We start from the raw sequence: 20888 nt of genomic DNA, 5'->3' as shown, positions 1-20888 counted from the left end.
TGTTCCCGATCAGAACAGACGCAGGATCGACTGCTGCGACTGGTTGGCCAGCGAGAGGGCGATGGTGCCGAGCTGCTGCCTGGTCTGCAGCATCAGCAGGCTTGCGCCTTCCTCGTTCTGGTCGGCCAGCGTCAGCTTGCTGGCGCCTTCGGTCAGCACGTCGCTGAACTCCTTGGTGAAGCTCTCGCGGGTCGTGATGATGTTCAGGTTCGTCGACAGCTGCTGCGAGGCGGAGCGGATCGTCGCCTTGGCGTTGTCGAGGCCGGCAACCGCCTTGTCGATGTCGGCGCGGTCCATCCAGCCGTTCTGCGCGCCGTCCAGCTTCAGACCCTGGCCGCTGGTCGACAGGTTGACCGCGCTCACGGTGATCGCGTTGGTGTTGCGCTCGTTCAGCTGGACCGTGATGTCGTTCGACGTGTTGGCGTCGGAGATCTGCTTGGTGACGATGTTCGCCGAGCAGTTCGCCGAAGCCGCCTGCTTGATCGTGTCCTCGTCGATGTTCAGGCGCACCGTGCCGCTGTCGAAGGTGAAGGATTGTTCGCCGCCGCTCAGCTTGCCGTCGCCGCGGGCGTTCATGGCGTCGCGGGTGACCTGGGCGCCGTTGGAGTTGGTGACCTGGATCTGCAGGTCGACCTTCTTCTCGATGACCGAGATGCCGTTGCCCTGGTTGTTCGCCGATTCCAGCAGCCGGCGGTCGACGGTGAAGGAGACGATCGTGCCCGACGCGAAGCTCTCCGAGATCTTCTTGGTCAGCGCGTTGGTGGCGCTGGTCGTCACCGTCATCTCACGGACGACGCCGGGCGTGGTGTTGCCGGTCAGGGTGATGGTGCCGTTGGTCTGCACTGAAGCCGTCGCGACGTCCTTGCCCTGCAGGCGGCCGCCGGTGATGGCGGTGCTGATCGACGTCTGCAGGTTGGTCGCGATGTTCTTGGCGGCGTTCTGGCCGATGGCGACGTCGCCCTTGGTCGCGGTGTAGCTGAATGCCTGGCCTTCCACCGTGATGGTGAAGATGTCGCCTTCCTCGATCGTCCCGCTGACATTCACCGTCGAGACCTGCGCACTGCCCGACTTGGCCGGGGTCGCCAGCTTGGCTTCGATGGTCTGGGTGTTGTCGAAGTAGGAGATCGTGCGGCTTTCGTCGCCGTCCTGGACGATGAAGTCGCGCGAGCGGCCGTTGGCGCCGCGGACCTCGATCTGGACGTCGGAGAAGCTGCCGAGCGTGGACGACATCGTGCCCGACAGCTTCAGGCCGACAAGACCGTGCGCACGCTCCGCCTTGGTGATGTCCTCGGTCTTCCCTTCGACCGAGCCGTCGCCCTTGATGCGGATCGAATAGGTGTCGGAGGAGATGACGTTGGTGACGCGGGCGTTGTCGACGCCGGTGATGGTGTTGACGGCGGCACGGGACGCGCTGGTGCTGTCCATGCTCATGCCGTTGCCGTTGATCAGGTTCTTGCCCTGATAACCGCTGTCGGCGGCCAGCTTGTCGATCTGGTCCTTCAGCGTGTTGAACTGAGAGGCGAGCGACTTGCGGGTGGCGATCGAGGCTGCGTCGTTGCCGAGCGCCGCATAGGCGGCGGTGGTCAGGCCCTTGGCCTGATCGACCAGCGAGTCGATCGAGGTCAGGCCCTTGTCGGCGGCCTGGATCGTGCTGATCGACTGGCCCATCGCGTCCTTCAGCGACGTCAGGTCGCCGGCGCGCTGGTTCAGGCCCTTGGAGGCGAAGAAGGAGGTCGGACCATCGAGAGCCGAATTGATCTTGTTGCCCGTCGACAGGATGTTCTGCTTCTTGTCGATTTGCGACTGCGTGCTCTGCAGCTGCAGCAGGTTCGTACGCATCGAGGCGGTCAGGGTCACATTTCCGGCCATGGTCCTAGTCTCCTTCTGAGGCTGTCCCCGCCCCTGGTCATTTGACCGGCGAGGCAACGTGCGTTTTCCTGACACCACTCCTTCAAGCGCCGTGCCAACTGCCAGATCATGCGGTAAGCAGTTGATTTTACTTGAATATAAAAATTGGTCGGCAAAAAGCGCAGGGTCGATGCGGCCCCGGGTGGAGGTGCATCCGAAAAAGAGTCCCGGAATCTTTTGCCGGTGACGGACGGAACTGCCGATGCGTCCGGCGGAACGAATCTTCCCACCGGCACCGGCATGGCCTTCCCAGCGGCGGACCGGCGCGGCTATGGTCGGGCTCCAAACCACGTCCCAATCAGGGATCGCGCGCGTGGCCCCGGCGGGTCACGGCAGGGAAGGGAGAAGCATCATGACCGGTCGGATCGACGCACGTCTGGCGGAGCTGGGCATCGAGTTGCCGCAGGCCGCCGCCCCGGTGGCCGCCTACGTGCCCTATACCCGTTCGGGCAATACCCTCTACATCTCGGGACAGGTCACGGTCTGGAACGGCGAGCGCAAGTTCGTCGGCAAGGTCGGCCAGGACTTCACGGTGGAGCAGGGCAAGGAAGCGGCTCGCCTGTGCGCGCTGAACATCCTGGCCCAGGCCAGGGCGGCGCTGGGCGGCGACCTGGACCGTGTGACCCGGGTGCTGCGTCTGGGTGGCTTCGTCAATTCCGGTCCCGACTTCCATGACCATCCGCTGGTGATCAACGGCGCGTCGGAACTGATGCGCGATGTCTTCGGCGAGGCCGGCCAGCATGCCCGAGCCGCGGTCGGCGCCCCGTCGCTGCCCGGCAACGTCGCGGTCGAGGTCGACGCGATCCTGGAAGTGGCCTGACGGTCACCGTGGTGGTCGCGGCCGCTTGCCGCGCCGCGGCATCCGGCTTACCTCCTTGCCATCGGTTCGCCTTCGGTTCAGGGAGACGCATGCATGCCTGACGGCAACGACGCGATCACCGTCAAGGTTCTGAGTGGGATCGGCGAGGCGGATCGGCAGGGCTGGGATGCCTGCGCCGGTCCCGGCAACCCGTTCCTGTCCCACGACTTCCTGCTGGCATTGGAGGAGTCGGGGTCGGCGACCGGCAAGTCGGGCTGGCAGCCCAGCCATCTTGCCGCCTATGACGGCGGCGGACGGATGGTCGGTGCGGTGCCCGCCTATCTGAAGAGCCATTCCTACGGCGAATATGTCTTCGACCATGCCTGGGCCAACGCCTATGAACGGGCGGGCGGCGACTATTACCCCAAGCTGCAGGTCGCGGTGCCCTTCACCCCGGTGCCGGGGCCGCGGCTGCTGGTGGCGCCAGCCGGGAATGCCGGAGCCGTCGCCGATGCGCTGGTCGGCGCGCTGGAGCAGGTGGCGGACCGTTACGGCGTCTCCTCCGCCCATGTCACCTTTCCGCACCGGGAGGATTGGGACCGGCTGGGCGATGCCGGCTGGCTGCAGCGGCTCGGCGTGCAGTATCATTGGCACAACCGTGGCTATGGCAGCTTCGACGAGTTCCTGGAGGCGTTGAACTCCCGCAAGCGCAAGGCGATCCGCAAGGAGCGACGCGAGGTGGCCGACAGTTCGGTCCGGCTGCACACGCTGACCGGCGACGATCTGAAGCCGGAGCATTGGGACGCCTTCCACCGCTTCTATCTGGAGACCGCCGACCGCAAATGGGGCGGCGGCTATCTCAACCGCCGCTTCTTCGACCTGCTGGGGCGGACGATGGCCGACCGGGTGGTGCTGGTGATGTGTGAGGACCGCGGGGAATGGGTGGCGGGGGCGTTGAACCTGCTGGGCGACGACGCGCTCTACGGCCGCAACTGGGGCTCCGACGGCAGTTACCGCTTCCTGCATTTCGAGGCCTGCTACTATCGCGCGCTGGATTTCGCCATCGAACGCGGGCTGGCGCGGGTCGAGGCCGGAGCCCAGGGCGAACACAAGATCCAGCGCGGCTATCTGCCGGTGCCGACCTACAGCGCCCATTGGATCGCCGACCCCGGCTTCCGTCGCGCCGTCGACCGCTATCTGGCGCAGGAGCGCCCGGCGATGGAGGCCGAGATCGCCGGGCTGGGTGAAGAGCTGTCGCCCTATCGGCGGGAGGGTTAGATCGGAATCGATTTGAAGCGTGAATCCGATCGCCAAACATAAGGCTAGCGTTTCGTGCGTTTCATATTAAACGCACGAAACGCTAGCGGCTCACTCCCAGCCGGCCAGAACCGCGGCGGCGTCGCTCTCGCGCAACGGCGCCCGCTCCGGCGGCCGGCCGCCGTCGACGCGCAGGCCCATCAGCGTCTCTACCAGCGGTTCCGGTCCCCCGGTGACGCGGAGTTGGCCGCGGGCGGCGACATGCGGATGGTCCGCCACCTCGGTCAGCGTCGGCAGCGCCTCGAAACAACAATCCACCGGGTCGAGCAGCGCCTTCCAGTCCGCCAGCGTCCGGCTGGCGAACAGCGATTCCAGTTCGGCGGTCAGGGCGGCCTGGGGCAGCGGATCCTCCTGGCGGACGATCCAGTCCGGACGGCCCACCGCCTCGCAGAAGCCGCGCCAGAACTTGGCCTCCAGCGCCGACAGGGTGGCGAAACGGCCGTCCTGTGTCCGGTAGATGCGGTAGCAGGCGGCCCCGCCCGACAGCAGCGCCTCGCCGCGCCCGGGCATGGTGCGGCGCGCCGTTGCCGTCAGGTTCAGCCCCTGCCAGCCCAGCACCGATTCCATGATCGACAGGTCGAGGAAGCAGCCCTGTCCCGTTCGCTCGCGCCCGAACAGCGCGCCCGCCACCGCCAGCGCCGTCTGCTGGGCAGAAGCGAAATCAGCCACCGGCAGATAGGCGATGACCGGCCGGTCAGGCAGCCCGGACGCGTCGAGCCCGCCGCCGACCGCCATGTAGTTCAGGTCATGTCCGGCCCGCGTCGCATAGGGTCCGTCATAGCCCCAGCCCGACAGGCTCGCATGCACCAGCCTCGGGTTGAGCTGCCGCAGCCGTTCGCGGCCCAACCCCAGCTTGTCCATCACGCCCGGCCGGTAGCTTTCGATCAGCGCGTCGGCCCCGGCCAGCAGCCCTTCCAGGGCGGCGCGCCCGTCGGCCGATTTCAGGTCGAGGCGGACGATGGTCTTGCCGGCGTTCAGCAGCTTGTAGGCGGCGGTCATGCCGTCGCTGTCGGGTTGGCCGAGGCGGCGCAGCGGATCGCCATCCGGCGGCTCCACCTTCACCACCGTGGCGCCCAGATCGCCCAGCAGCTGCGCCGCATGGGGGCCGGGCAGATACTGGCCGAGGTCGACGACGCGCAGTCCGCTGAGGAAGGGCAGGGGCATGGCGGGTGTCAGCCTCCCGTCACGCTCATGTGCCGCCCGACCGCCGGGCCCTGGTGGCGGCGGTCGATGATGAAGTCGTGGCCCTTGGGCTTGCGGGTGATCGCCTCGCGCACCGCGTCGATCAGCGGTCCGTCCTCGTCGCTGACGCGCATCGGGGTGCGGAGGTCGGCGGCATCCTCCTGGCCCAGGCACATGTAGAGGGTGCCGGTGCAGGTCAGGCGGACACGGTTGCAGCTTTCGCAGAAATTATGGGTCAGCGGCGTGATGAAGCCGATGCGCTGGCCGGTTTCCGACACCCGCATGTAGCGGGCCGGGCCGCCGGTGCGGTGGTCGCTCTCCTCCAGGGTCCAGCGCTTCTGCAACTCGGCCTTCAGCATGCTGAGCGGCCAATATTGACCGATCCGGGCGCCCTCGCCGATGTCGCCCATCGGCATCACCTCGATGAAGGTGAGGTCGAATCCCTGCTCGCCGCACCACGCCACCATGCGGTGGATCTCGTCGTCGTTGACGCCCTTCAGCGCGACGGTGTTGATCTTGATCTTCAGCCCGGCCTCTTTCGCCGCCTGGATGCCGCCCAGGATCTTGTCCAGCTTGCCCCAGCGGGTGATGGCCTGGAACTTGTGCGGGTCGAGCGTGTCCAGCGACACGTTGATCCGCCGCACTCCGGCCTCGAACAGGCCGGCGGCATGCTTGAACAGCATGGTGCCGTTGGTGGTCAGCGTCAGCTCGTCCAGGTCGCCCGCCTTGATGTGGCGGCCCAGTGCGTGGATCAGCCGCATCACGTCGCGCCGCACCAGCGGCTCGCCGCCGGTCAGCCGCAGCCTGCGCGTGCCGAGCTTCACGAATGTGCTGCACAGCCGGTCCAGCTCCTCCAGCGTCAGCACCTCCGCCTTGGGCAGGAAGCTCATGTCCTCGGCCATGCAATAGACGCAGCGCAGGTCGCACCGGTCGGTCACCGAGACGCGCAGATACTCCACCTTGCGGCCGAACGGATCGACCAGAGGGGCCGGCTTGGCAAGCGACGGGGCAGGCGACGGGGCTTCAGGCACGAGGTCGATCATCGGCGGACTCCACGGATGGCCGCTGGTGGGCCATCCCAGTATATGTTCGCAACGCGGACGGTATGCAACGATCGCGGGAGCGTATTCCACATCACGGTATGCCGACTTTGACGGCGATCAAGGGGGCGACGCGTCACATCAGCTTTTGTCGCACTGTTGCCGGTTGAATTTCCCCCGCGGTTTCCTCGCGTTCGCGCAGGTCGTCGTCGGTGGTGCGGGGCACCGGCGGGCGGCCCAGGGCGAAGGGGGCGCCGCCCCGCTCGAACTGGTCGCGGACGCGGCAATCCTCGCACATGCGGATGCGTTCGGCGGCCTCCGGCGTCGCGAACATCCAATGCTTGCCGGCCAGCGTCGCCACGATCTTCTCGATTGACGATTTGGTGGCGAAGGGCTTGCCGCAGGACACGCAGCAGAAGGGTTCCTCCTCCTTCACCACCGCGGCGCCACGCGCCTGGTCGCGGAAATCGATCTCCGGCACCAGCGAGATGACTTTCTCGGGACAGGTCGACTTGCACAGGCCGCACTGGACGCAGGCATCCTGCGCGAAGGACAGCATCGGCTTGTCGGCATTGTCCAGCAGCGCGCCGGTCGGGCAGGCGCCGACGCAGGACAGGCAGAGCGTGCAGCCCTCCACATCGACCGACACCCGGCCGAACGGGGCACCCGGCGGCAGCGGCAGGATCTCCACCGGCGCGGGGGCGACCTTGTGCAGGTGGCGGAGCGCCAGCATGGTCACCGTGCGCTTCGGTCCCATCGGCAGGAACATGCCCGGCTCGACCGGATCGGCCGGCAGGGTCCACAACTCTGCGGCCACCGCGTCGGGATCCGCGGCGTCGATCACCGCCACCCGGCCCGACCCATAGCCGAGCCCGCTGAAGGCGGCCTCCGCCAGCCCGATCTGCGTGGCCAGCCCGGCGGTCTCGCCCTCGTTCTCCGGTCCGGTCAGGATGCGGACATGGGTGCAGCCATAGGCAAGGGCCAGCGCGAACAGGTCGAAGCCGACCTGCGTCACCTCGTTCAGCGCGAAGGGCAGCAGGCGGGCCGGCAGGCCGCGGCCATGCCGGGCCATCATACCGACCAGCGCGTCGCCGTGGCGCGGATCGTGGATCAGCAGGGCGGGCGCCACGCCGCCGGCCTTCTGGTAGGTCGACAGCAGCGTGCGCAGCCGCTCATACACGGTGGTGGCCGGCGGCAGGGCGTAGGTCGCGGCCCCGGTCGGGCAGACCGCGGCGCATGAGCCGCAGCCGGCACAGACATGCGGGTCGATGGCGACATGGTCGCCGTTCGGCGTGACCGCCCCGGTCGGGCAGACGTCCAGGCAGCGGGTGCAGCCGGTTTTGCGGCTGCGCGAATGGGCGCAGAGGTCGGCCTTGAAATCGACGAAGCGCGGCTTCTCGAACTCGCCGACCATGTCGGCGATCTCCAGCAACGCGTTGGCCACCTGGACCGGGCTGTTCGGGTCGGGGCGCAGGTAGCCGTCGCGGCGCTTGTGGTCGGGGAACAGCGGCGTGCCGCCGGTCAGGTCGAGGATCAGGTCGCAGCGTGCCGATGCCCCCTGGCGCACCGGCTCGAACCCCAGCGTCCCGCGCGACGAAGGCAATGCTGGGGCGTAGTCGTCCACCACGATCTCGAAGGCGCCGATCCAGCCGCGGCCGCTGCGGATGCGGCCGCGGAACACCGCCACGTCCATCACCGGCGGCGGCACGATGTCCTTCGGGCTGGCCAGCAGGACGGTGACGTCGAGGTGCTTCGCCAGCTGCCGGCCGGCGTCGATGGCGCGCTCGTCGGTGCCGTAGACCAGGCAGGTGCCTTGCGAGGTCAGGGTCAGCGCGCCGGTCGGCGGGATCGGCAGCGCCGCCTCGGCCAGCAATGCGGCGATCTTCGGCAGGGCTTGTCCGCCCTCGTCCGACCAGCCGGCACGCTCGCGGATGTTGGTGAAGGTCAGCACGGCGTCCGGAGCCACCTCCGCCGCGACCTCGCCGAACAGCGGGGCCTCCTGGGTGCAGGCGACCAGCAAAGGCTGCCCCTTCGCCGCCCCTTGCGTCACTGCCGCCTCAAACCGGTCGAGCTGCGCCCGGCACAGCTGGGTATGCACGGTGACGGCGCTTCCGTCGCCGCAGGCCTTGCCCAGCGCCGCCCCGTCCAGCGCGATGCTGTGCGCGCAGTCGCAGACAAGCACCGTCCGATCGCCGATCTTCATCGTCCCGATAACTCCCGTCGCTTGGGGCGAGCGCCCCTGGCTGTCGACAGTCATATGGGGGAATGCGGCGCGATGGGAACGGGAATCTTGCCGGGCTCGATCGGGACAGGCGTCGGCGGAACGGTTCCCGCGCTCCTTGCGGCGCGGAAGATCGCGGGAACCGTCGCCGGGATTTACGCCCCCGGCTCGCTGGCGTTGGGGAAGAACAGCTGTTCGCCGTTGATGGTGTAGTCGGCGATGGCCTTCTGGCCCTCGGTCGAGACCAGCCAGTCGACGAAGGCCTGACCGTCGGCGGCCTTGACGTGGCTGAACTTCGCCGGGTTGACCAGCATCACGCCATACTGGTTGAACAGGCGCTTGTCGCCCTCCACCAGCACCGTCAGCGGGCCGCGGTTCTTGAAATTCAGCCAGGTGCCGCGGTCGGTCAGGGTATAGCCGTTCATCGCGGCGGCGGTATTCAGCGTCGGGCCCATGCCCTGGCCGATGGACCGGTACCAGCCGCCTTCCGTCTTGGCCGGTTGGAGGCTGGCGGTCTTCCACAGGGCGAGTTCGGCCTTGTGGGTGCCGCTGTCGTCGCCGCGCGACACGAACGGGGCCTTGGCCTGGGCGATCTTGGCCAGCGAGGCGGCGACGTCCTTGCCGCCCTTGATGCCGGCGGGGTCGGAGGCCGGGCCGACAATGACGAAATCGTTGTACATCACCGGCTTGCGGACGGTGGAAAAGCCTTCGGCGACGAATTTCTCCTCCGACGGCTTGTGGTGGACGAACAGCACGTCGGCGTCGCCGCGCTTGGCGAGGTCGATGGCCTGGCCGGTGCCCTTGGCGACCACCCGCACCTCGATCCCGGTCTTGCCGGTGAATTTCGGCAGGATGGAGCCGAACAGGCCGGAATCCTCGGTCGAGGTGGTGGACGCCACCGTGATGAAGCGGTCGGCGGCAAGTGCAACCGATGGAACGGCGGCCTGGAACAGGGCGGCCATGGCCGCGGCGGCGGCGCAACCCAGCATGAACGAACGGCGCAGCATCATTCCGGATCCTCCCACATGCGTTGTTGCCTGTATGACATAGCGCAATCGGGGCGGCCCGGCAAAGCCTTCCCATGGTCCGGATGGTACCGCTTCGGCGTCAGGCCCTTGCCCCGGTCTCCTTCAGCAGGGCGGCGGCGAGGTTGACCGTCAGCGACAGGGTCATCAGCACCATGCCCAGGCCCAGCGCCATCGGCAGGTCGCCCTTGCTGGTTTCCAGCGCGATGGCGGTGGTCATGACCCGGGTCACATGCTCGATGTTGCCGCCGACGATCATCACCGCGCCGACTTCCGCCGACGCGCGGCCGAACCCGGCCAGCACGGTGGTGACCAGGCTCCAGCGCGCCTCCGACAGCAGGGTGACCAGCCGGCGCAGCGGCCCGGCGCCGGTGACGCGCAGCAGGTCGTCATACTCGACCAGCAGATCCTCGACCGTCTGGCGGGTCAGCGAGGCGACGATCGGCACGATCATCACGGTCTGGGCGACGATCATCGCCGTCGGAGTGAACAGCAGCCCCAGCACGCCGAAGGGGCCGGACCGCGACAGCAGCAGATAGACGACCAGCCCGACCACCACCGGCGGGAGCCCCATCATCGTGTTCAGCCCGATGGCGACGGCGCGGCGGCCGGGAAAGCTGAGCGCGGCGACGGCGGCGCCCAGCGGCAGGCCGATCAGGGTCGCGGCGGCGACGGCGGTCAGGCTGACCCGCAGCGACAGGCCGATGATCCGCATCAGCCCCTCGTCCAGCGAGGCGATCATGGTGACGGCGACCGCCAGGGCCTGCGAAAAATCGTGCATCGGATCCAAATCGGAATCTAAATCGTCGGGGCTGGGCTGGGCGGGGGCTTGTCCGAAAGGCGGCGCTCGCCCACACTCCCGCACATGAGCCTCAAGACCTTCACCATAGCGCCGGATCCGGCGAACCCCAAGCTGACCGAGCGCGTCGGCGGCCTGGACCAGGATGGCCGCGCCATCGAGACCGCAGTGACGGTCGAACGGCCGCTGACCCTGTATCTGAACGGGCAGGAGATCGTCACCATGATGACGATCGGCGACTATCCGGACTGTCTGGCCGTCGGCTATCTGCTGAACCAGAACATGCTGCGGCGCGATGACCGCATCACCGGCATCGACGTCGACGAGGAGACCGACACCGTCGTCGTCCGTACCGAACGCGCCACCGATTACGAGGCCAAGCTGAAGAAGAAGACGCTGACGTCGGGCTGCGCCCAGGGTACCGCCTTCGGCGATGTGATGGAGACCTTCGAATCCATCAGCCTTCCGGCCGATGTCAGGCTGCGCACCTCCTGGATCTATGCGCTGTCGAAGCAGATCAACCTGCAGCCCAGCCTGTATCTGGAGGCCGGGGCCATCCATGGCTGCGTGCTGTGCGCCGAGGACCGGCCGCTGGTCTACATGGAGGATGTCGGCCGCCACAACGCGGTGGACAAGGTGGCCGGCTACATGCACCTGAACGGCATTCCGGCCGGGGACAAGATTTTTTACACCACCGGGCGCCTGACCTCGGAGATGGTGATCAAGACGGTGCAGATGGGCATTCCGATCCTGGTCTCGCGCTCCGGCTTCACCGCCTGGGGGGTGCAGTTGGCGCGGCAGGCCAACCTGACGCTGGTCGGCCGGGCCAAGGGCAGGCGCTTCATCGCGCTGGCCGGCACCGACAGGCTGGTGTTCGACGCCGATGCCGCCGGGGCCGCGGACGAGGACAGCCGGCATGGACGCAAGGGAAGCCGCGATGACGACTGACACGGCACATCCGGATATCGCCGGCGTCCTGCTGGCCGGCGGCCTGTCGCGCCGGATGGGCGGCGGCGACAAATGCCTGCGCACGCTCGGCGGCCAAAGCATCCTGGAGCGGATCGTCGCCACCGTCCGGCCGCAGGTCGGTCCGCTGGTGCTCAACGCCAACGGCGATCCGGCCCGCTTCGCCCATCTCCATCTGCCGGTCGCCCCGGACGTGGTGGAGGGTTATGCCGGCCCGCTGGCCGGCGTGCTGACCGGCATCGAATGGGTGCGCGGCACCGCTCCCGGCATCGCCTGGGTCGCCAGCTTCGCCACCGACGCCCCCTTCATCCCGCGCGACCTCGTCGCCCGCATGGCCGCGGCGCTGGAGCGCGACGGGGCCGATCTCGCCTGCGCCCGCTCCGCCGGACAGGACCATCCCGTCTTCGGGCTGTGGCCGGTGCGGCTGGCCGGCGAGTTGCGCCGCGCCATGGTGGAGGAGGGCATTCGCCGGGTCGATGCCTGGACCTCCCGCTACCGGCTGGCGGTCGCCGATTTCGCTGTCGAGCCCGTCGACCCCTTCTTCAACGCCAACCGGCCGGAGGATCTGGCCGAAGCGGAACGCCTGCTGGATGTGGGACTCGTGTCATGACGGAACAGCCGGATAACGCACAGCCCGGAACGGAGCCGCCCGGCACCGGATCGCTGGGCCGCATCGAGACGATGGCGCTTGGCATCGTGGTGGAGCGCCGCCGCGGCGTCACAGCCTGGGCCGACTGGAGCTGGCGCCCGGTGTCGGTCATCCCCGGTGCCGGCCCGGTCGATCCGCCTGGCACGGTGCTGATGCAGGGGGACGGCTGGACCCACAGGCATGCCGCCACGCTGGCGATGGAGCTGTTCCGCACCGACACCGAAGGCTATCGCCTGAACCTGTCGCAGGATCCGCCGCGCCTGTGGGTGGTGATGCGGCCCGGCCCGGACGGTGAGGAGCTGGTGCCTTTCGCCGTCACCGCGTCGGCCCATGAGGGCGAGGGCTATCAGATCGGTGCCGACGTGGTGGAGACGGTGCCGATGCCGCCCGAGGTGATCGCGCTGGTCCGCGACTTCGTCGAGCAGCACCATGTCGACGTGCCCTTCCACAAGCGGGAACGCAAGCGCCACTTCGAGAAGGAGGGTCAGCGGCGGTGAGCGGCGAAGCCTTCCTCTCGCGCTGGTCGCGCCTGAAACGCACCGCGGTCAAGCCCGAGCCGGCGCCGGAGGACATGCCGCCGGCCGATCGGGCCGTCATGCCGCCCGCCAGCGTCGCTGCCGAGGCCGCCGATGAGGCCGCCGGCGAGTTCGCCAAACGGACGCCTGCCGATTCCGTGCAGGCGGAGGGTGACGAGGACCCGGCTGTCGCGACCGACGACCCGCTGGCCGACCTGCCGCCGGTCGAGGAGTTGACGGCCGACTCCGATTTCACCCCGTTCCTGCGCGCCGAGGTGCCGGAAGACCTCCACCGTCAGGCCCTGCGCAAGCTGTGGACCTCCGACCCGATCTACGCCAACGACGACGGGCTGAAGGACTACGCCGACGATTATGCCAGCCTGTTCACCGGCGAGGTGCCGGTGAAGACCCTCTACCGGGTCGGCAAGGGATTCCTCGACACGCTGGACGAGGTGGCCGACGAGGTGGCCGAGGCGGCGGATCCCGCTCCCGTCCCGGCCGAAGGGGGGGAGCCGGACCCGGAATGCGGGGAGGCCGAGGACCGGTCCAAGGGCCCCGAACCCGTCTGATCCCCGCGCCGCCTCTTCCCCTTCCCGGCGGGCCGCCGCCCGTTCTTGTCCCTTGCAAAATCGCTCCCAAAATGCGGCGGTTCGCCGCATCGGGCTGGAACCATTCAAAACAGCGGGGCGCTCTGCCGGTGCCGGCATAGCGACACGATAAAGTTTCATTTGTGCCCTCTTCCGGGCGCGTCCTTGGTTGACAAATGGATAGGTTCAGTCCTTCTATTATCTGCTCCTGCAATGCTAAGTCACTGTAAGCCAACGGCTTTTCGCAGGTGCATCAAAAGGGGCGCGGGACCGGGATCCAGGCACGGCGCGCGGAGCGACCGCAGACGCCGACGCTTCCGTCCTGTCCTTCGCCCTCCAATGTCCGGGAGGAGTTTGCGGCTCGTGTCCAACGCCGTCGATCACACCGTTTCCCCCGCGGTCGCGGAGGAGGAGTTGCTGCGCGCCCAGGTCTACGGCCTGCTGGCTCGCCTTCTCTCGCGCCCTCCCGATGCGGCGTTCCTGACCGCGCTGGGCGAGATGGTGGGGGAGGGCGGCGAGTTCGGCGAGGCGCTCGACCAGTTGGCCGAAGCGGCGCTGACCAGCGACCCCGCGGCGGTGGAGGAGGAGTTCACCACCCTCTTCATCGGTGTCGGCGGCAGCGAGCGCACCCCCTACGGTTCCTTCTACCTCACCGGGTTCCTGAACGAAAAGCCGCTGGCCGAGCTGCGCGGCGACATGGCGCGGCTGGGCATCGCGCGCGCCGACGGCGTGTCGGAGCCTGAGGACCACATCGCCGCACTGTTCGAGATGATGGCCGGTCTGATCGGCGGCGACTTCGCGCCGGAGGATGGCGGAGCGGTTGGTCTCGACGGGCAGCGGATTTTCTACGACCGCCACATCGGCTCCTGGGCCGGGCGGTTCTTTGCGGATTTGGAGACCTCGCCGTCGGCCCGCTTCTACCGGGCGGTCGGTGCGGTCGGACGAAGTTTTCTGGCGGTCGAGGCGCGTGCCTTCGACCTTGCGGCGTAAAGGTGAGGAGCGGAGCCATGACGCGGAATGCGGTCAAAGCCAACGAAGAAGCAGCAAACGGCAAGGAAGCGAAAGGCAACGACAAGGCGCTCGCCCGTCGCGACCTGTTCCGCGTCGCCGGCCTGGGGGTCGGTGCGCTGGGCGCCGTCGTCGCCGGCGTGACCGCCACCGGCGGTACGGCGGAGGCCGCCCCGGCAGGGAGCAAGCCCACGGGTTACCAAGAGACCGACCATGTCCGGAAGGTCTACGAAGTCAGCCGCTTCTAAGAGGAACGCCCCGATGCTCATCAAGAAAAGCTCGGCCACCTCGGGCGGCCGCCACCTTGCCCGCACCCTGTCCCGGACGCTGGCATCCGCCACCGGCGTCACCGTCGACCGCCGCGCCTTCCTGCGCAGCTCCGGCCTTGCCGCCGGCGGCGCCGCGCTGGCCTCCGCCATGCCGTTCGGCATGGTGAAGAAGGCCGATGCCGCCACTCCGGCCGCCGCCGCCGGGGCGCCCGTCAAGCAGGTCAAGTCGGTCTGCACCCATTGCTCGGTCGGCTGCACCGTGTTGGCCGAGGTGCAGAACGGCGTGTGGATCGGGCAGGAGCCCGCCTTCGACAGCCCGATCAATCTCGGTTCGCACTGCGCCAAGGGCGCGTCGGTGCGCGAGCACGCCCATGGCGAGCGCCGCCTGCGCTACCCGATGAAGATGGTCGACGGCAAATGGACCCGGATCGGCTGGGACCAGGCGATCGAGGAGGTCGGGTCCAAGCTGCTGGCGATCCGCGAGCAGTCCGGCCCCGATTCCGTGTTCTGGCTCGGCTCCGCCAAGCACAGCAACGAGCAGGCTTACCTGTTCCGCAAGTTCGCGGCGCTGTGGGGCACCAACAACGTCGACCATCAGGCGCGCATCTGCCACTCCACCACGGTGGCCGGCGTGGCGAACGTCTGGGGCTACGGCGCCATGACGAACAGCTACAACGACATCCAGAAGTCGCGCGCTCTGTTCTTCATCGGCTCCAACGCCGCCGAGGCGCATCCCGTCGCCATGCTCCACATCCTGAAGGCGAAGGAGCAGAACAACGCGCCGCTGATCGTCGCCGATCCGCGCTTCACCCGCACCGCCGCCAAGGCCGACGAGTATATCCGCTTCCGTCCCGGCACCGACGTGGCGCTGGTCTGGGGCATCCTCTGGCATGTCCTGCAGAACGGCTGGGAAGACAAGGACTACATCGCCAAGCGCGTCTACGGCTTCGACGATATCCGCGCCGAGGTCGCCAAATGGACGCCCGAGGAGGTGGAACGCGTCACCGGCGTTCCGGGCTCGCAGCTGAAGCGCGTCGCCCGCACGCTGGCCTCCAACCGTCCGGGCACGCTGGTCTGGTGCATGGGCGGCACCCAGCACCACATCGGCAACAACAACACCCGCGCCTACTGCGTGCTGCAGCTGGCGCTGGGCAATGTCGGCGTGGCCGGCGGCGGCACCAACATCTTCCGCGGCCACGATAACGTGCAGGGTGCGACCGACTTCGGCGTCACCTCCGACAGCCTGCCCGGTTACTACGGCCTGGCCGAAGGCGCGTGGCGCCACTGGGCGCGCGTCTGGGACGTGCCGTACGAAGACGTGCTGGCCCGCTTCAAGGACAAGAAGCTGATGGAGGCCACCGGCATCCCGGTGTCCCGTTGGTTCGACGGCGTCCTGGAAGCCAAGGAGAACCTGGACCAGCCGAACCCGGTCAAGGGTATGGTCTTCTGGGGCCACGCGCCGAACAGTCAGGTCCGTCTGCCCGACATGAAGAAGGCGATGGAAAAGCTGGAGCTTCTGGTCGTCGTCGATCCGTTCCCGACGATGACCGCCGTGCTGCCCGACCGCAAGGACAACTTCTACCTGCTGCCGGCCGCCACCCAGTTCGAGACGGTCGGGTCGCGCACCGCGTCCAACCGGTCCGTCCAGTGGTCCGACAAGATCATGGAGCCGCTCTTCGAATCGAAGGTGGACCATGAGATCATGTACCTGTTCGCGAAGAAGTTCGGCTTTGCCGGGCCGCTGTTCAAGAACATCAAGGTCGAGGGCACCGTCCCGGTGATCGAGGACATCACCCGCGAGTGGAACCGCGGCATGTGGTCCGTCGGCTACACCGGGCAGTCGCCGGAGCGTCTTAAGCTGCACATGCAGCATCAGGCCACCTTCGACAAGACGACCCTGCGCGCCGTCGGCGGCCCGTGTGACGGCGAGTATTTCGGCCTGCCGTGGCCCTGCTGGGGCACGCCGGAGATGAAGCATCCGGGCACGGCCAATCTCTACGACACCTCGCTGCCGGTGGCCGAGGGCGGCGGCGCCTTCCGCGCCCGCTTCGGCGTCGAGCGCAACGGCGTGACGCTGCTGGCCGAAGGCTCCTATCCGGAAGGGTCGGAGATCAAGGACGGCTATCCGGAAGTCACCATGGCGATGCTCCAGAAGCTGGGCTTCGACGCCGACCTGACGGCGGAGGAGCTGGCGGTCATCCAGAAGATCGGCGGCGACAAGATCGGCTCCGTGTCCTGGACCACCGACCTGTCCGGCGGCATCCAGCGCGTGGCGATCAAGCACGGCCTGAACCCGCCGGGCAACGCCAAGGCCCGCTGCGTCGCCTGGAACTTCCCGGACCCGGTTCCGATCCACCGCGAGCCGCTCTACACCCCGCGCCGCGATCTGGTCGCCAGCTATCCGACCTACAAGGACACCAAGTCCTGGCGCGTGCCGACGCTCTACAAGTCCATCCAGGATCGCGACGTGTCGAAGGAGTATCCGATCATCCTCACCTCCGGCCGTCTGGTCGAGTATGAGGGCGGCGGCGACGAGACTCGCTCCAACCCCTGGCTGGCCGAGCTGCAGCAGGACATGTTCGTCGAGCTCAACCCGTTCGACGCCAACAATGCCGGCGTCAAGGACGGGCAGATGGTGTGGGTGGAAGGCCCGGAGAAGGGCAAGGTGAAGGTCAAGGCCATGGTGACCGAGCGGGTGGGCCGCGGCGTCGCCTTCATGCCCTTCCATTTCGGCGGCGTGTACCAGGGGCAGGACCTGCGCTCCAAATACCCGGCCGGGGCCGATCCGATCGTGCTGGGCGAGGCCGCCAACACGGCGACCACCTACGGCTACGATTCGGTGACCCAGATGCAGGAAACCAAGACCACCCTTTGCCGTATCCAGTCGGCCTGAAGCGCAGGAGTTTGAACCATGGCCCGGATGAAATTCCTGTGCGACGCCGAGCGCTGCATCGAGTGCAACGCCTGCGTCACCGCCTGCAAGAACGAGAATGAGGTGCCCTGGGGCGTCAACCGCCGCCGCGTCGTGACCATCAACGACGGCAAGCCGGGGGAACGGACGATCTCGGTCGCCTGCATGCATTGCTCCGATGCGCCCTGCATGGCGGTCTGCCCGGTCGATTGCTTCTATCAGACCGACGAAGGCGTGGTGCTGCACAACAAGGATCTGTGCATCGGCTGCGGCTATTGCTTCTACGCCTGCCCGTTCGGCGCACCGCAATATCCGCAGGCCGGCAATTTCGGCACCCGCGGCAAGATGGACAAGTGCACCTTCTGCTCCGGCGGCCCGGAGGCCGACAATTCGGACGCCGAGTTCAAGAAGTACGGCCGCAACCGTCTGGCCGAGGGCAAGCTGCCGCTCTGTGCCGAGATGTGCTCGACCAAGGCGCTGCTGGCCGGCGATGCCGACAAGGTGTCGGACATCTACCGCGAGCGCGTGACCGCCCGCGGCTTCGGCTCCGGCGCCTGGGGCTGGGGCACCGCCTATCAGACCAAGGCGGGCCAGGAGCGCGGCCAGCCCGGCGGCTCAGTGTTCCAAGGCACCGGCGGTCCCGGCGGCGCGGCCGGCGGTCTGCCCATGCAGAAGCAGGGGCTGTGACGGTGGCGGCGCCACGGACGCTCCTGCTGGCGTTCGGCGCCGCGCTCCTGCTGGCCGGCTGCCAGGAGGACGCGACGCCGCGCCCGGTCCATCTGGACAAGGGCGTCTACCAGGGCGCGGCCGACACGCCGCTGACCGCCGAGCGGGTGCGGGCGCTGCAGCAGCGCACCGCCTATCAGGCTGTGCGATAGGGAGCGTCCGATGGAAGGTCATCGCATGAAACAGGCCAGCATGAAATCTGCACTGGCCGCTCTGCTGCTGGGGATCGGGCTTGCCGGCGGCCTGGCGCTTCCGGCCGCCGCCCAGTCCAGCGTCCGTGTCGGCGGCCCCGTGGATCAGGCGGTCGACCGCGATGCTCCGCCGGTGCCGACAGAGATCCTGGGGCAGAGCAGGGCCGACAGCTGGCACGGCATCCGGCTGGGCGAGCAGGGCACCGTGTCCATCCCCAACAAGCAGGCCGGCGTGCTGATCCAGTCCGAAGGCGAGGCGTGGCGCGCCGTGCGCAACGGGCCGCTCAGCCAATACGGCTCCTGGGTGCTGGGCGGCATCCTGGCGCTGCTGGCCCTGTTCTTCCTGGTCCGCGGCCGCATCCGCATCGACGGGCCGAAGACCGGCCGGACCATCCAGCGCTTCAACGCCTTCGAGCGTGGCGTCCACTGGATGACCGCCGGCAGCTTCGTCGTGCTCGCCTTCTCCGGTCTGAACCTGCTGTACGGCCGTCATACACTGCTGCCGCTGATCGGGCCGGAGCCCTTCGCCGCCCTCAGCCATTACGGCAAGCTGGCGCATAATTTCCTGGGCTTCGCCTTCATCCTGGGGGTGGTGCTGATTTTCGTGATGTGGGTCGGGCACAACATCCCGTCGCGCCATGATCTGACCTGGTTCCTGAAGGCGGGGGGGCTGTTCTCCAAGGGTGTCCATCCGCCCGCCCACAAGTTCAACGGCGGCCAGAAGGTCATCTTCTGGTCGACCGTTGCCGGCGGTGCCGCGCTGGGCTTCACCGGCGTGCAGCTGATCTTCCCCTTCAGCTTCGCCACGCTGGAGGAACTGCAGCTCTTCCAACTGGCCCATGCCGCCATCGCGGTGGTGATGATCGCCATCATCCTGGCGCACATCTATATCGGCTCCATCGGCATGGAAGGCGCCTTCGACGCCATGGGCGACGGGCAGGTCGAACTGCAATGGGCGCGCGAGCACCACTCGCTGTGGGTCGAGGAGGTCACCGGCGAGAAGATCCACCACGGCCACCACGGCACCCCGGCGGAGTAGGGGGGGAGATCGGGAGTCGCATGCCTCCTTCCCAACCCTCCCCCGCTTCGCGGGAGAGGGAGTCGGTTGCGAAGGGGCGGAGTTCCCTCTCCCACACAAGATGGGGGAGGGTTAGGGAGGGGCAACCGGTGTGGGAACCAACGCCAAACTTCCGGACTTATGTAGCATCCGCCACTATGACCGGCGGGTGAGCACAAATCATGAACTTGATGATTCACAACGGAGTCGTGGCCGGGTAGACTCGGGCAATCACCGTGTCGGAGATCGCCATGCCCCGTCGCACCAAAAGCCAGCACTTCCTTCTCAGCGCCGCGGCGCGCACGCTGTCGCTGGCGACCGTGCTGCGCCTGTCGGACACGGAAGCCGAGACGGTGTTCGCGGCGATCCGCTGGCCGGAGACGAACGGGCGTCCCGTGTGCCCGGCGTGCGATTGTGATGCGGTGTACGACTGCCGCCGGCCGAGCGGTGCGCCTCGCTGGCGCTGCAAGCGGTGCCGCAAAGACTTCTCCCTCACCTCGGGCACGCTGTTCGCCTTCCACAAGCTGGCGCTCCGGATGTACCTCGCCGCCGTGGTGATCTTCGTCAACGAGGTGAAGGGCAAGGGCGCGCTGCCGCTGTCGCGCGACCTGGGCGTCCAGTACAAGACGGCGTTCGTGCTGGGCCACAAGATCCGCGAAGCGATGGCGGCCGAGAGCCGCGGTGTCGTCATCGGCGGCGCGGGCAAGGCGGCGGAGATCGATGGGGCCTACTTCGGCGGCCACGTCCGCCCGGAGAACCGCAAGGCGGAGCGCAAGGACCGCCGGCTGGCCATCAACCAGACCGGCAAGCGCCGGTGTGTCGTCACCATCCGCGAGCGCGACGGCCGCACCCTGACCGGCGTGTTCCCGTCCGAGGACGCCGCCGGCAGCTTCATCCGCTCGCGCGTCGCCAAGGGCACCGAAGTGCATGCGGACGAGTCCAGCGCCTGGAACGACCTGCACGCCCGCTACCCGATGCACCGCATCAACCACCAGGACGCCTACAGCCAGGACGGCGCCTGCACCAACGGGGCGGAATCTTTCTTCTCGCGCATCCGCCGCGGGGAGATCGGGCACCATCATCACATCTCGGGCCTCTACCTGCACCGCTACGCCAATGAGGCCGCGTTCCGAGAGGATCATCGCCGGACCAGCAACGGCGAGCAGTTCCGCGTCGTGGTCGGGCTGGTGACGAAGACCGGCCCGTCGGTCGATTTCTGCGGCTACTGGCAGCGCGCTCACGCGGCGTGATCGGCGGGTTCGGCCGGAAGGCGCCAGCGGGCGCCCAGGCCATTGCCGATCTTCTCCACCGTGCCCTTGCCTTTCAGGGCGGTCAGGGTGTTGAGGACGCGCTGGATGAAGTCGGAGCGGGTCTTGCGGTCTTCCGGATCGAGCCCTTTGTCGCGCAGCGCGGCGACGGCGATCTCCTCAGCGGCAACGACACGTCCCTCTGCCATGCGCAGCGCCTCCAGGCAGCGGCGCGCCAGCTCGCCGCTGGCGAAGTAGTGGGAGCGCCTCGCCGGCGGCTTCTTCGGCGCGATGCTCTCCGGCTCCAGTTCCGGGGCGAACAGGCGCAAGGTGGCGTCCAGGTGCACCAGGTCGGCCCGGTGCTGAGACATCCGCTTCTCAAGCTCAAGGATTGCCCCGGAGATCTCGCCCCGCTTCTCCCGCAAGGCGCTGACAACGTGCGGCTCGCCCATACTCCATGCCCCTTCTGTG

Annotated in this window: 20 protein-coding genes; 13 read left to right on the top strand and 7 right to left on the bottom strand. The window is 68.0% G+C overall.

Translation table 11 applies throughout. The features are described from left to right. Positions 1–9: 9 nt before the first annotated feature. Positions 10–1869 carry a flagellin N-terminal helical domain-containing protein gene (locus AL072_RS00765; RefSeq protein ID WP_045581920.1) on the bottom strand — a complete coding sequence of 620 codons (1860 nt, stop codon included), beginning with the start codon at positions 1867–1869 and terminating at the stop codon, positions 10–12. Between the two features lie 391 nt (positions 1870–2260). On the opposite strand from AL072_RS00765, the gene AL072_RS00760 reads away from it, so the two are divergent. Both AL072_RS00760 and AL072_RS00755 read left to right on the top strand, forming a co-directional pair. Continuing rightward, positions 2261–2728, top strand: a complete 468-nt coding sequence (locus AL072_RS00760; RefSeq protein WP_014247033.1) for a RidA family protein — start codon at positions 2261–2263, stop codon at positions 2726–2728. A 93-nt stretch (positions 2729–2821) separates the two neighbouring features. Then, positions 2822–3985: a GNAT family N-acetyltransferase gene (locus AL072_RS00755; RefSeq protein ID WP_045581921.1), complete on the top strand. Its 1164-nt coding sequence runs from the start codon at positions 2822–2824 to the stop codon at positions 3983–3985. A gap of 90 nt (positions 3986–4075) precedes the next feature. Here the strand turns inward: AL072_RS00755 and AL072_RS00750 are convergent, their stop codons facing one another. From AL072_RS00750 to AL072_RS00730, 5 genes are all read right to left on the bottom strand, one after another. Then, positions 4076–5188, bottom strand: a complete 1113-nt coding sequence (locus AL072_RS00750) for a CaiB/BaiF CoA transferase family protein (RefSeq protein ID WP_045581922.1) — start codon at positions 5186–5188, stop codon at positions 4076–4078. 8 nt (positions 5189–5196) lie between these two features. Beyond that, positions 5197–6249: a GTP 3',8-cyclase MoaA gene (gene moaA, locus AL072_RS00745; protein WP_045581923.1), complete on the bottom strand. Its 1053-nt coding sequence runs from the start codon at positions 6247–6249 to the stop codon at positions 5197–5199. 133 nt (positions 6250–6382) lie between these two features. After that, positions 6383–8449: a 4Fe-4S dicluster domain-containing protein gene (locus AL072_RS00740; RefSeq protein ID WP_045581924.1), complete on the bottom strand. Its 2067-nt coding sequence runs from the start codon at positions 8447–8449 to the stop codon at positions 6383–6385. 173 nt (positions 8450–8622) lie between these two features. After that, a complete protein-coding gene (locus AL072_RS00735; RefSeq protein ID WP_144428222.1) occupies positions 8623–9474 on the bottom strand; it encodes an ABC transporter substrate-binding protein in 852 nt (283 codons plus the stop codon). A gap of 100 nt (positions 9475–9574) precedes the next feature. Next, positions 9575–10273 carry an ABC transporter permease gene (locus tag AL072_RS00730; protein ID WP_045581925.1) on the bottom strand — a complete coding sequence of 233 codons (699 nt, stop codon included), beginning with the start codon at positions 10271–10273 and terminating at the stop codon, positions 9575–9577. 84 nt (positions 10274–10357) lie between these two features. Here AL072_RS00730 and fdhD point away from each other — a divergent pair, with 84 nt between their 5' ends. The 11 genes from fdhD to AL072_RS00675 all read left to right on the top strand — a co-directional run bounded on the left by fdhD (position 10358) and on the right by AL072_RS00675 (position 20420). After that, positions 10358–11239 (top strand): formate dehydrogenase accessory sulfurtransferase FdhD, encoded by an 882-nt coding sequence (gene fdhD / locus AL072_RS00725; protein ID WP_045581926.1) that lies wholly within the window; start codon positions 10358–10360, stop codon positions 11237–11239. After that, the gene (gene mobA / locus AL072_RS00720) at positions 11229–11867 is read left to right on the top strand and encodes a molybdenum cofactor guanylyltransferase MobA (RefSeq protein ID WP_045581927.1); all 639 of its coding nucleotides are present in this window, start codon (positions 11229–11231) and stop codon (positions 11865–11867) included. The genes fdhD and mobA overlap by 11 nt, the downstream gene beginning before the upstream one ends. Beyond that, the gene (locus tag AL072_RS00715) at positions 11864–12403 is read left to right on the top strand and encodes a DUF3305 domain-containing protein (RefSeq protein ID WP_052709987.1); all 540 of its coding nucleotides are present in this window, start codon (positions 11864–11866) and stop codon (positions 12401–12403) included. Before mobA ends, AL072_RS00715 begins: the two co-directional genes overlap by 4 nt. Next, positions 12400–12990: a DUF3306 domain-containing protein gene (locus AL072_RS00710; RefSeq protein ID WP_045581928.1), complete on the top strand. Its 591-nt coding sequence runs from the start codon at positions 12400–12402 to the stop codon at positions 12988–12990. The genes AL072_RS00715 and AL072_RS00710 overlap by 4 nt, the downstream gene beginning before the upstream one ends. 381 nt (positions 12991–13371) lie before the next feature. Beyond that, the gene (locus AL072_RS00705; protein ID WP_045582632.1) at positions 13372–13998 is read left to right on the top strand and encodes a TorD/DmsD family molecular chaperone; all 627 of its coding nucleotides are present in this window, start codon (positions 13372–13374) and stop codon (positions 13996–13998) included. A 17-nt stretch (positions 13999–14015) separates the two neighbouring features. Beyond that, the gene (locus AL072_RS00700; RefSeq protein ID WP_245636712.1) at positions 14016–14264 is read left to right on the top strand and encodes a formate dehydrogenase; all 249 of its coding nucleotides are present in this window, start codon (positions 14016–14018) and stop codon (positions 14262–14264) included. Between the two features lie 13 nt (positions 14265–14277). Beyond that, the gene (locus tag AL072_RS00695; RefSeq protein WP_045581929.1) at positions 14278–17178 is read left to right on the top strand and encodes a formate dehydrogenase subunit alpha; all 2901 of its coding nucleotides are present in this window, start codon (positions 14278–14280) and stop codon (positions 17176–17178) included. Between the two features lie 18 nt (positions 17179–17196). Further along, positions 17197–17883 carry a formate dehydrogenase FDH3 subunit beta gene (gene fdh3B / locus AL072_RS00690; protein ID WP_045581930.1) on the top strand — a complete coding sequence of 229 codons (687 nt, stop codon included), beginning with the start codon at positions 17197–17199 and terminating at the stop codon, positions 17881–17883. 2 nt (positions 17884–17885) lie between these two features. Further along, positions 17886–18074 (top strand): hypothetical protein, encoded by a 189-nt coding sequence (locus tag AL072_RS00685; protein WP_144428096.1) that lies wholly within the window; start codon positions 17886–17888, stop codon positions 18072–18074. A gap of 40 nt (positions 18075–18114) precedes the next feature. Beyond that, positions 18115–19152: a formate dehydrogenase subunit gamma gene (locus AL072_RS00680; protein ID WP_245636711.1), complete on the top strand. Its 1038-nt coding sequence runs from the start codon at positions 18115–18117 to the stop codon at positions 19150–19152. A gap of 269 nt (positions 19153–19421) precedes the next feature. Next, entirely contained in the window at positions 19422–20420 is a 999-nt protein-coding gene (locus tag AL072_RS00675; RefSeq protein WP_045580516.1) for an IS1595 family transposase, read from the top strand. On the opposite strand, the gene AL072_RS00670 is transcribed toward AL072_RS00675, so the two are convergent. Next, positions 20408–20869, bottom strand: a complete 462-nt coding sequence (locus AL072_RS00670; RefSeq protein ID WP_052709885.1) for a hypothetical protein — start codon at positions 20867–20869, stop codon at positions 20408–20410. The genes AL072_RS00675 and AL072_RS00670 overlap by 13 nt on opposite strands. Between the last annotated feature and the right edge of the window lie 19 nt (positions 20870–20888).

Origin of the sequence: Azospirillum thiophilum (assembly GCF_001305595.1) — a bacterium.
GTDB lineage: Bacteria > Pseudomonadota > Alphaproteobacteria > Azospirillales > Azospirillaceae > Azospirillum > Azospirillum thiophilum.
Note: the sequence above shows the minus strand (reverse complement) of the source record. Positions and strands in the feature narration are given on the sequence as shown.

Coding starts and splice junctions, on each gene's coding strand:
- AL072_RS00765 (WP_045581920.1), bottom strand. CDS start 1,869: ATGGCCGGAAATGTGACCCTGACCGCCTCGATGCGTACGAACCTGCTG.
- AL072_RS00760 (WP_014247033.1), top strand. CDS start 2,261: ATGACCGGTCGGATCGACGCACGTCTGGCGGAGCTGGGCATCGAGTTG.
- AL072_RS00755 (WP_045581921.1), top strand. CDS start 2,822: ATGCCTGACGGCAACGACGCGATCACCGTCAAGGTTCTGAGTGGGATC.
- AL072_RS00750 (WP_045581922.1), bottom strand. CDS start 5,188: ATGCCCCTGCCCTTCCTCAGCGGACTGCGCGTCGTCGACCTCGGCCAG.
- moaA (WP_045581923.1), bottom strand. CDS start 6,249: ATGATCGACCTCGTGCCTGAAGCCCCGTCGCCTGCCCCGTCGCTTGCC.
- AL072_RS00740 (WP_045581924.1), bottom strand. CDS start 8,449: ATGAAGATCGGCGATCGGACGGTGCTTGTCTGCGACTGCGCGCACAGC.
- AL072_RS00735 (WP_144428222.1), bottom strand. CDS start 9,474: ATGCTGCGCCGTTCGTTCATGCTGGGTTGCGCCGCCGCCGCGGCCATG.
- AL072_RS00730 (WP_045581925.1), bottom strand. CDS start 10,273: ATGCACGATTTTTCGCAGGCCCTGGCGGTCGCCGTCACCATGATCGCC.
- fdhD (WP_045581926.1), top strand. CDS start 10,358: ATGAGCCTCAAGACCTTCACCATAGCGCCGGATCCGGCGAACCCCAAG.
- mobA (WP_045581927.1), top strand. CDS start 11,229: ATGACGACTGACACGGCACATCCGGATATCGCCGGCGTCCTGCTGGCC.
- AL072_RS00715 (WP_052709987.1), top strand. CDS start 11,864: ATGACGGAACAGCCGGATAACGCACAGCCCGGAACGGAGCCGCCCGGC.
- AL072_RS00700 (WP_245636712.1), top strand. CDS start 14,016: ATGACGCGGAATGCGGTCAAAGCCAACGAAGAAGCAGCAAACGGCAAG.
- AL072_RS00695 (WP_045581929.1), top strand. CDS start 14,278: ATGCTCATCAAGAAAAGCTCGGCCACCTCGGGCGGCCGCCACCTTGCC.
- fdh3B (WP_045581930.1), top strand. CDS start 17,197: ATGGCCCGGATGAAATTCCTGTGCGACGCCGAGCGCTGCATCGAGTGC.
- AL072_RS00680 (WP_245636711.1), top strand. CDS start 18,115: ATGAAATCTGCACTGGCCGCTCTGCTGCTGGGGATCGGGCTTGCCGGC.
- AL072_RS00675 (WP_045580516.1), top strand. CDS start 19,422: ATGCCCCGTCGCACCAAAAGCCAGCACTTCCTTCTCAGCGCCGCGGCG.
- AL072_RS00670 (WP_052709885.1), bottom strand. CDS start 20,869: ATGGGCGAGCCGCACGTTGTCAGCGCCTTGCGGGAGAAGCGGGGCGAG.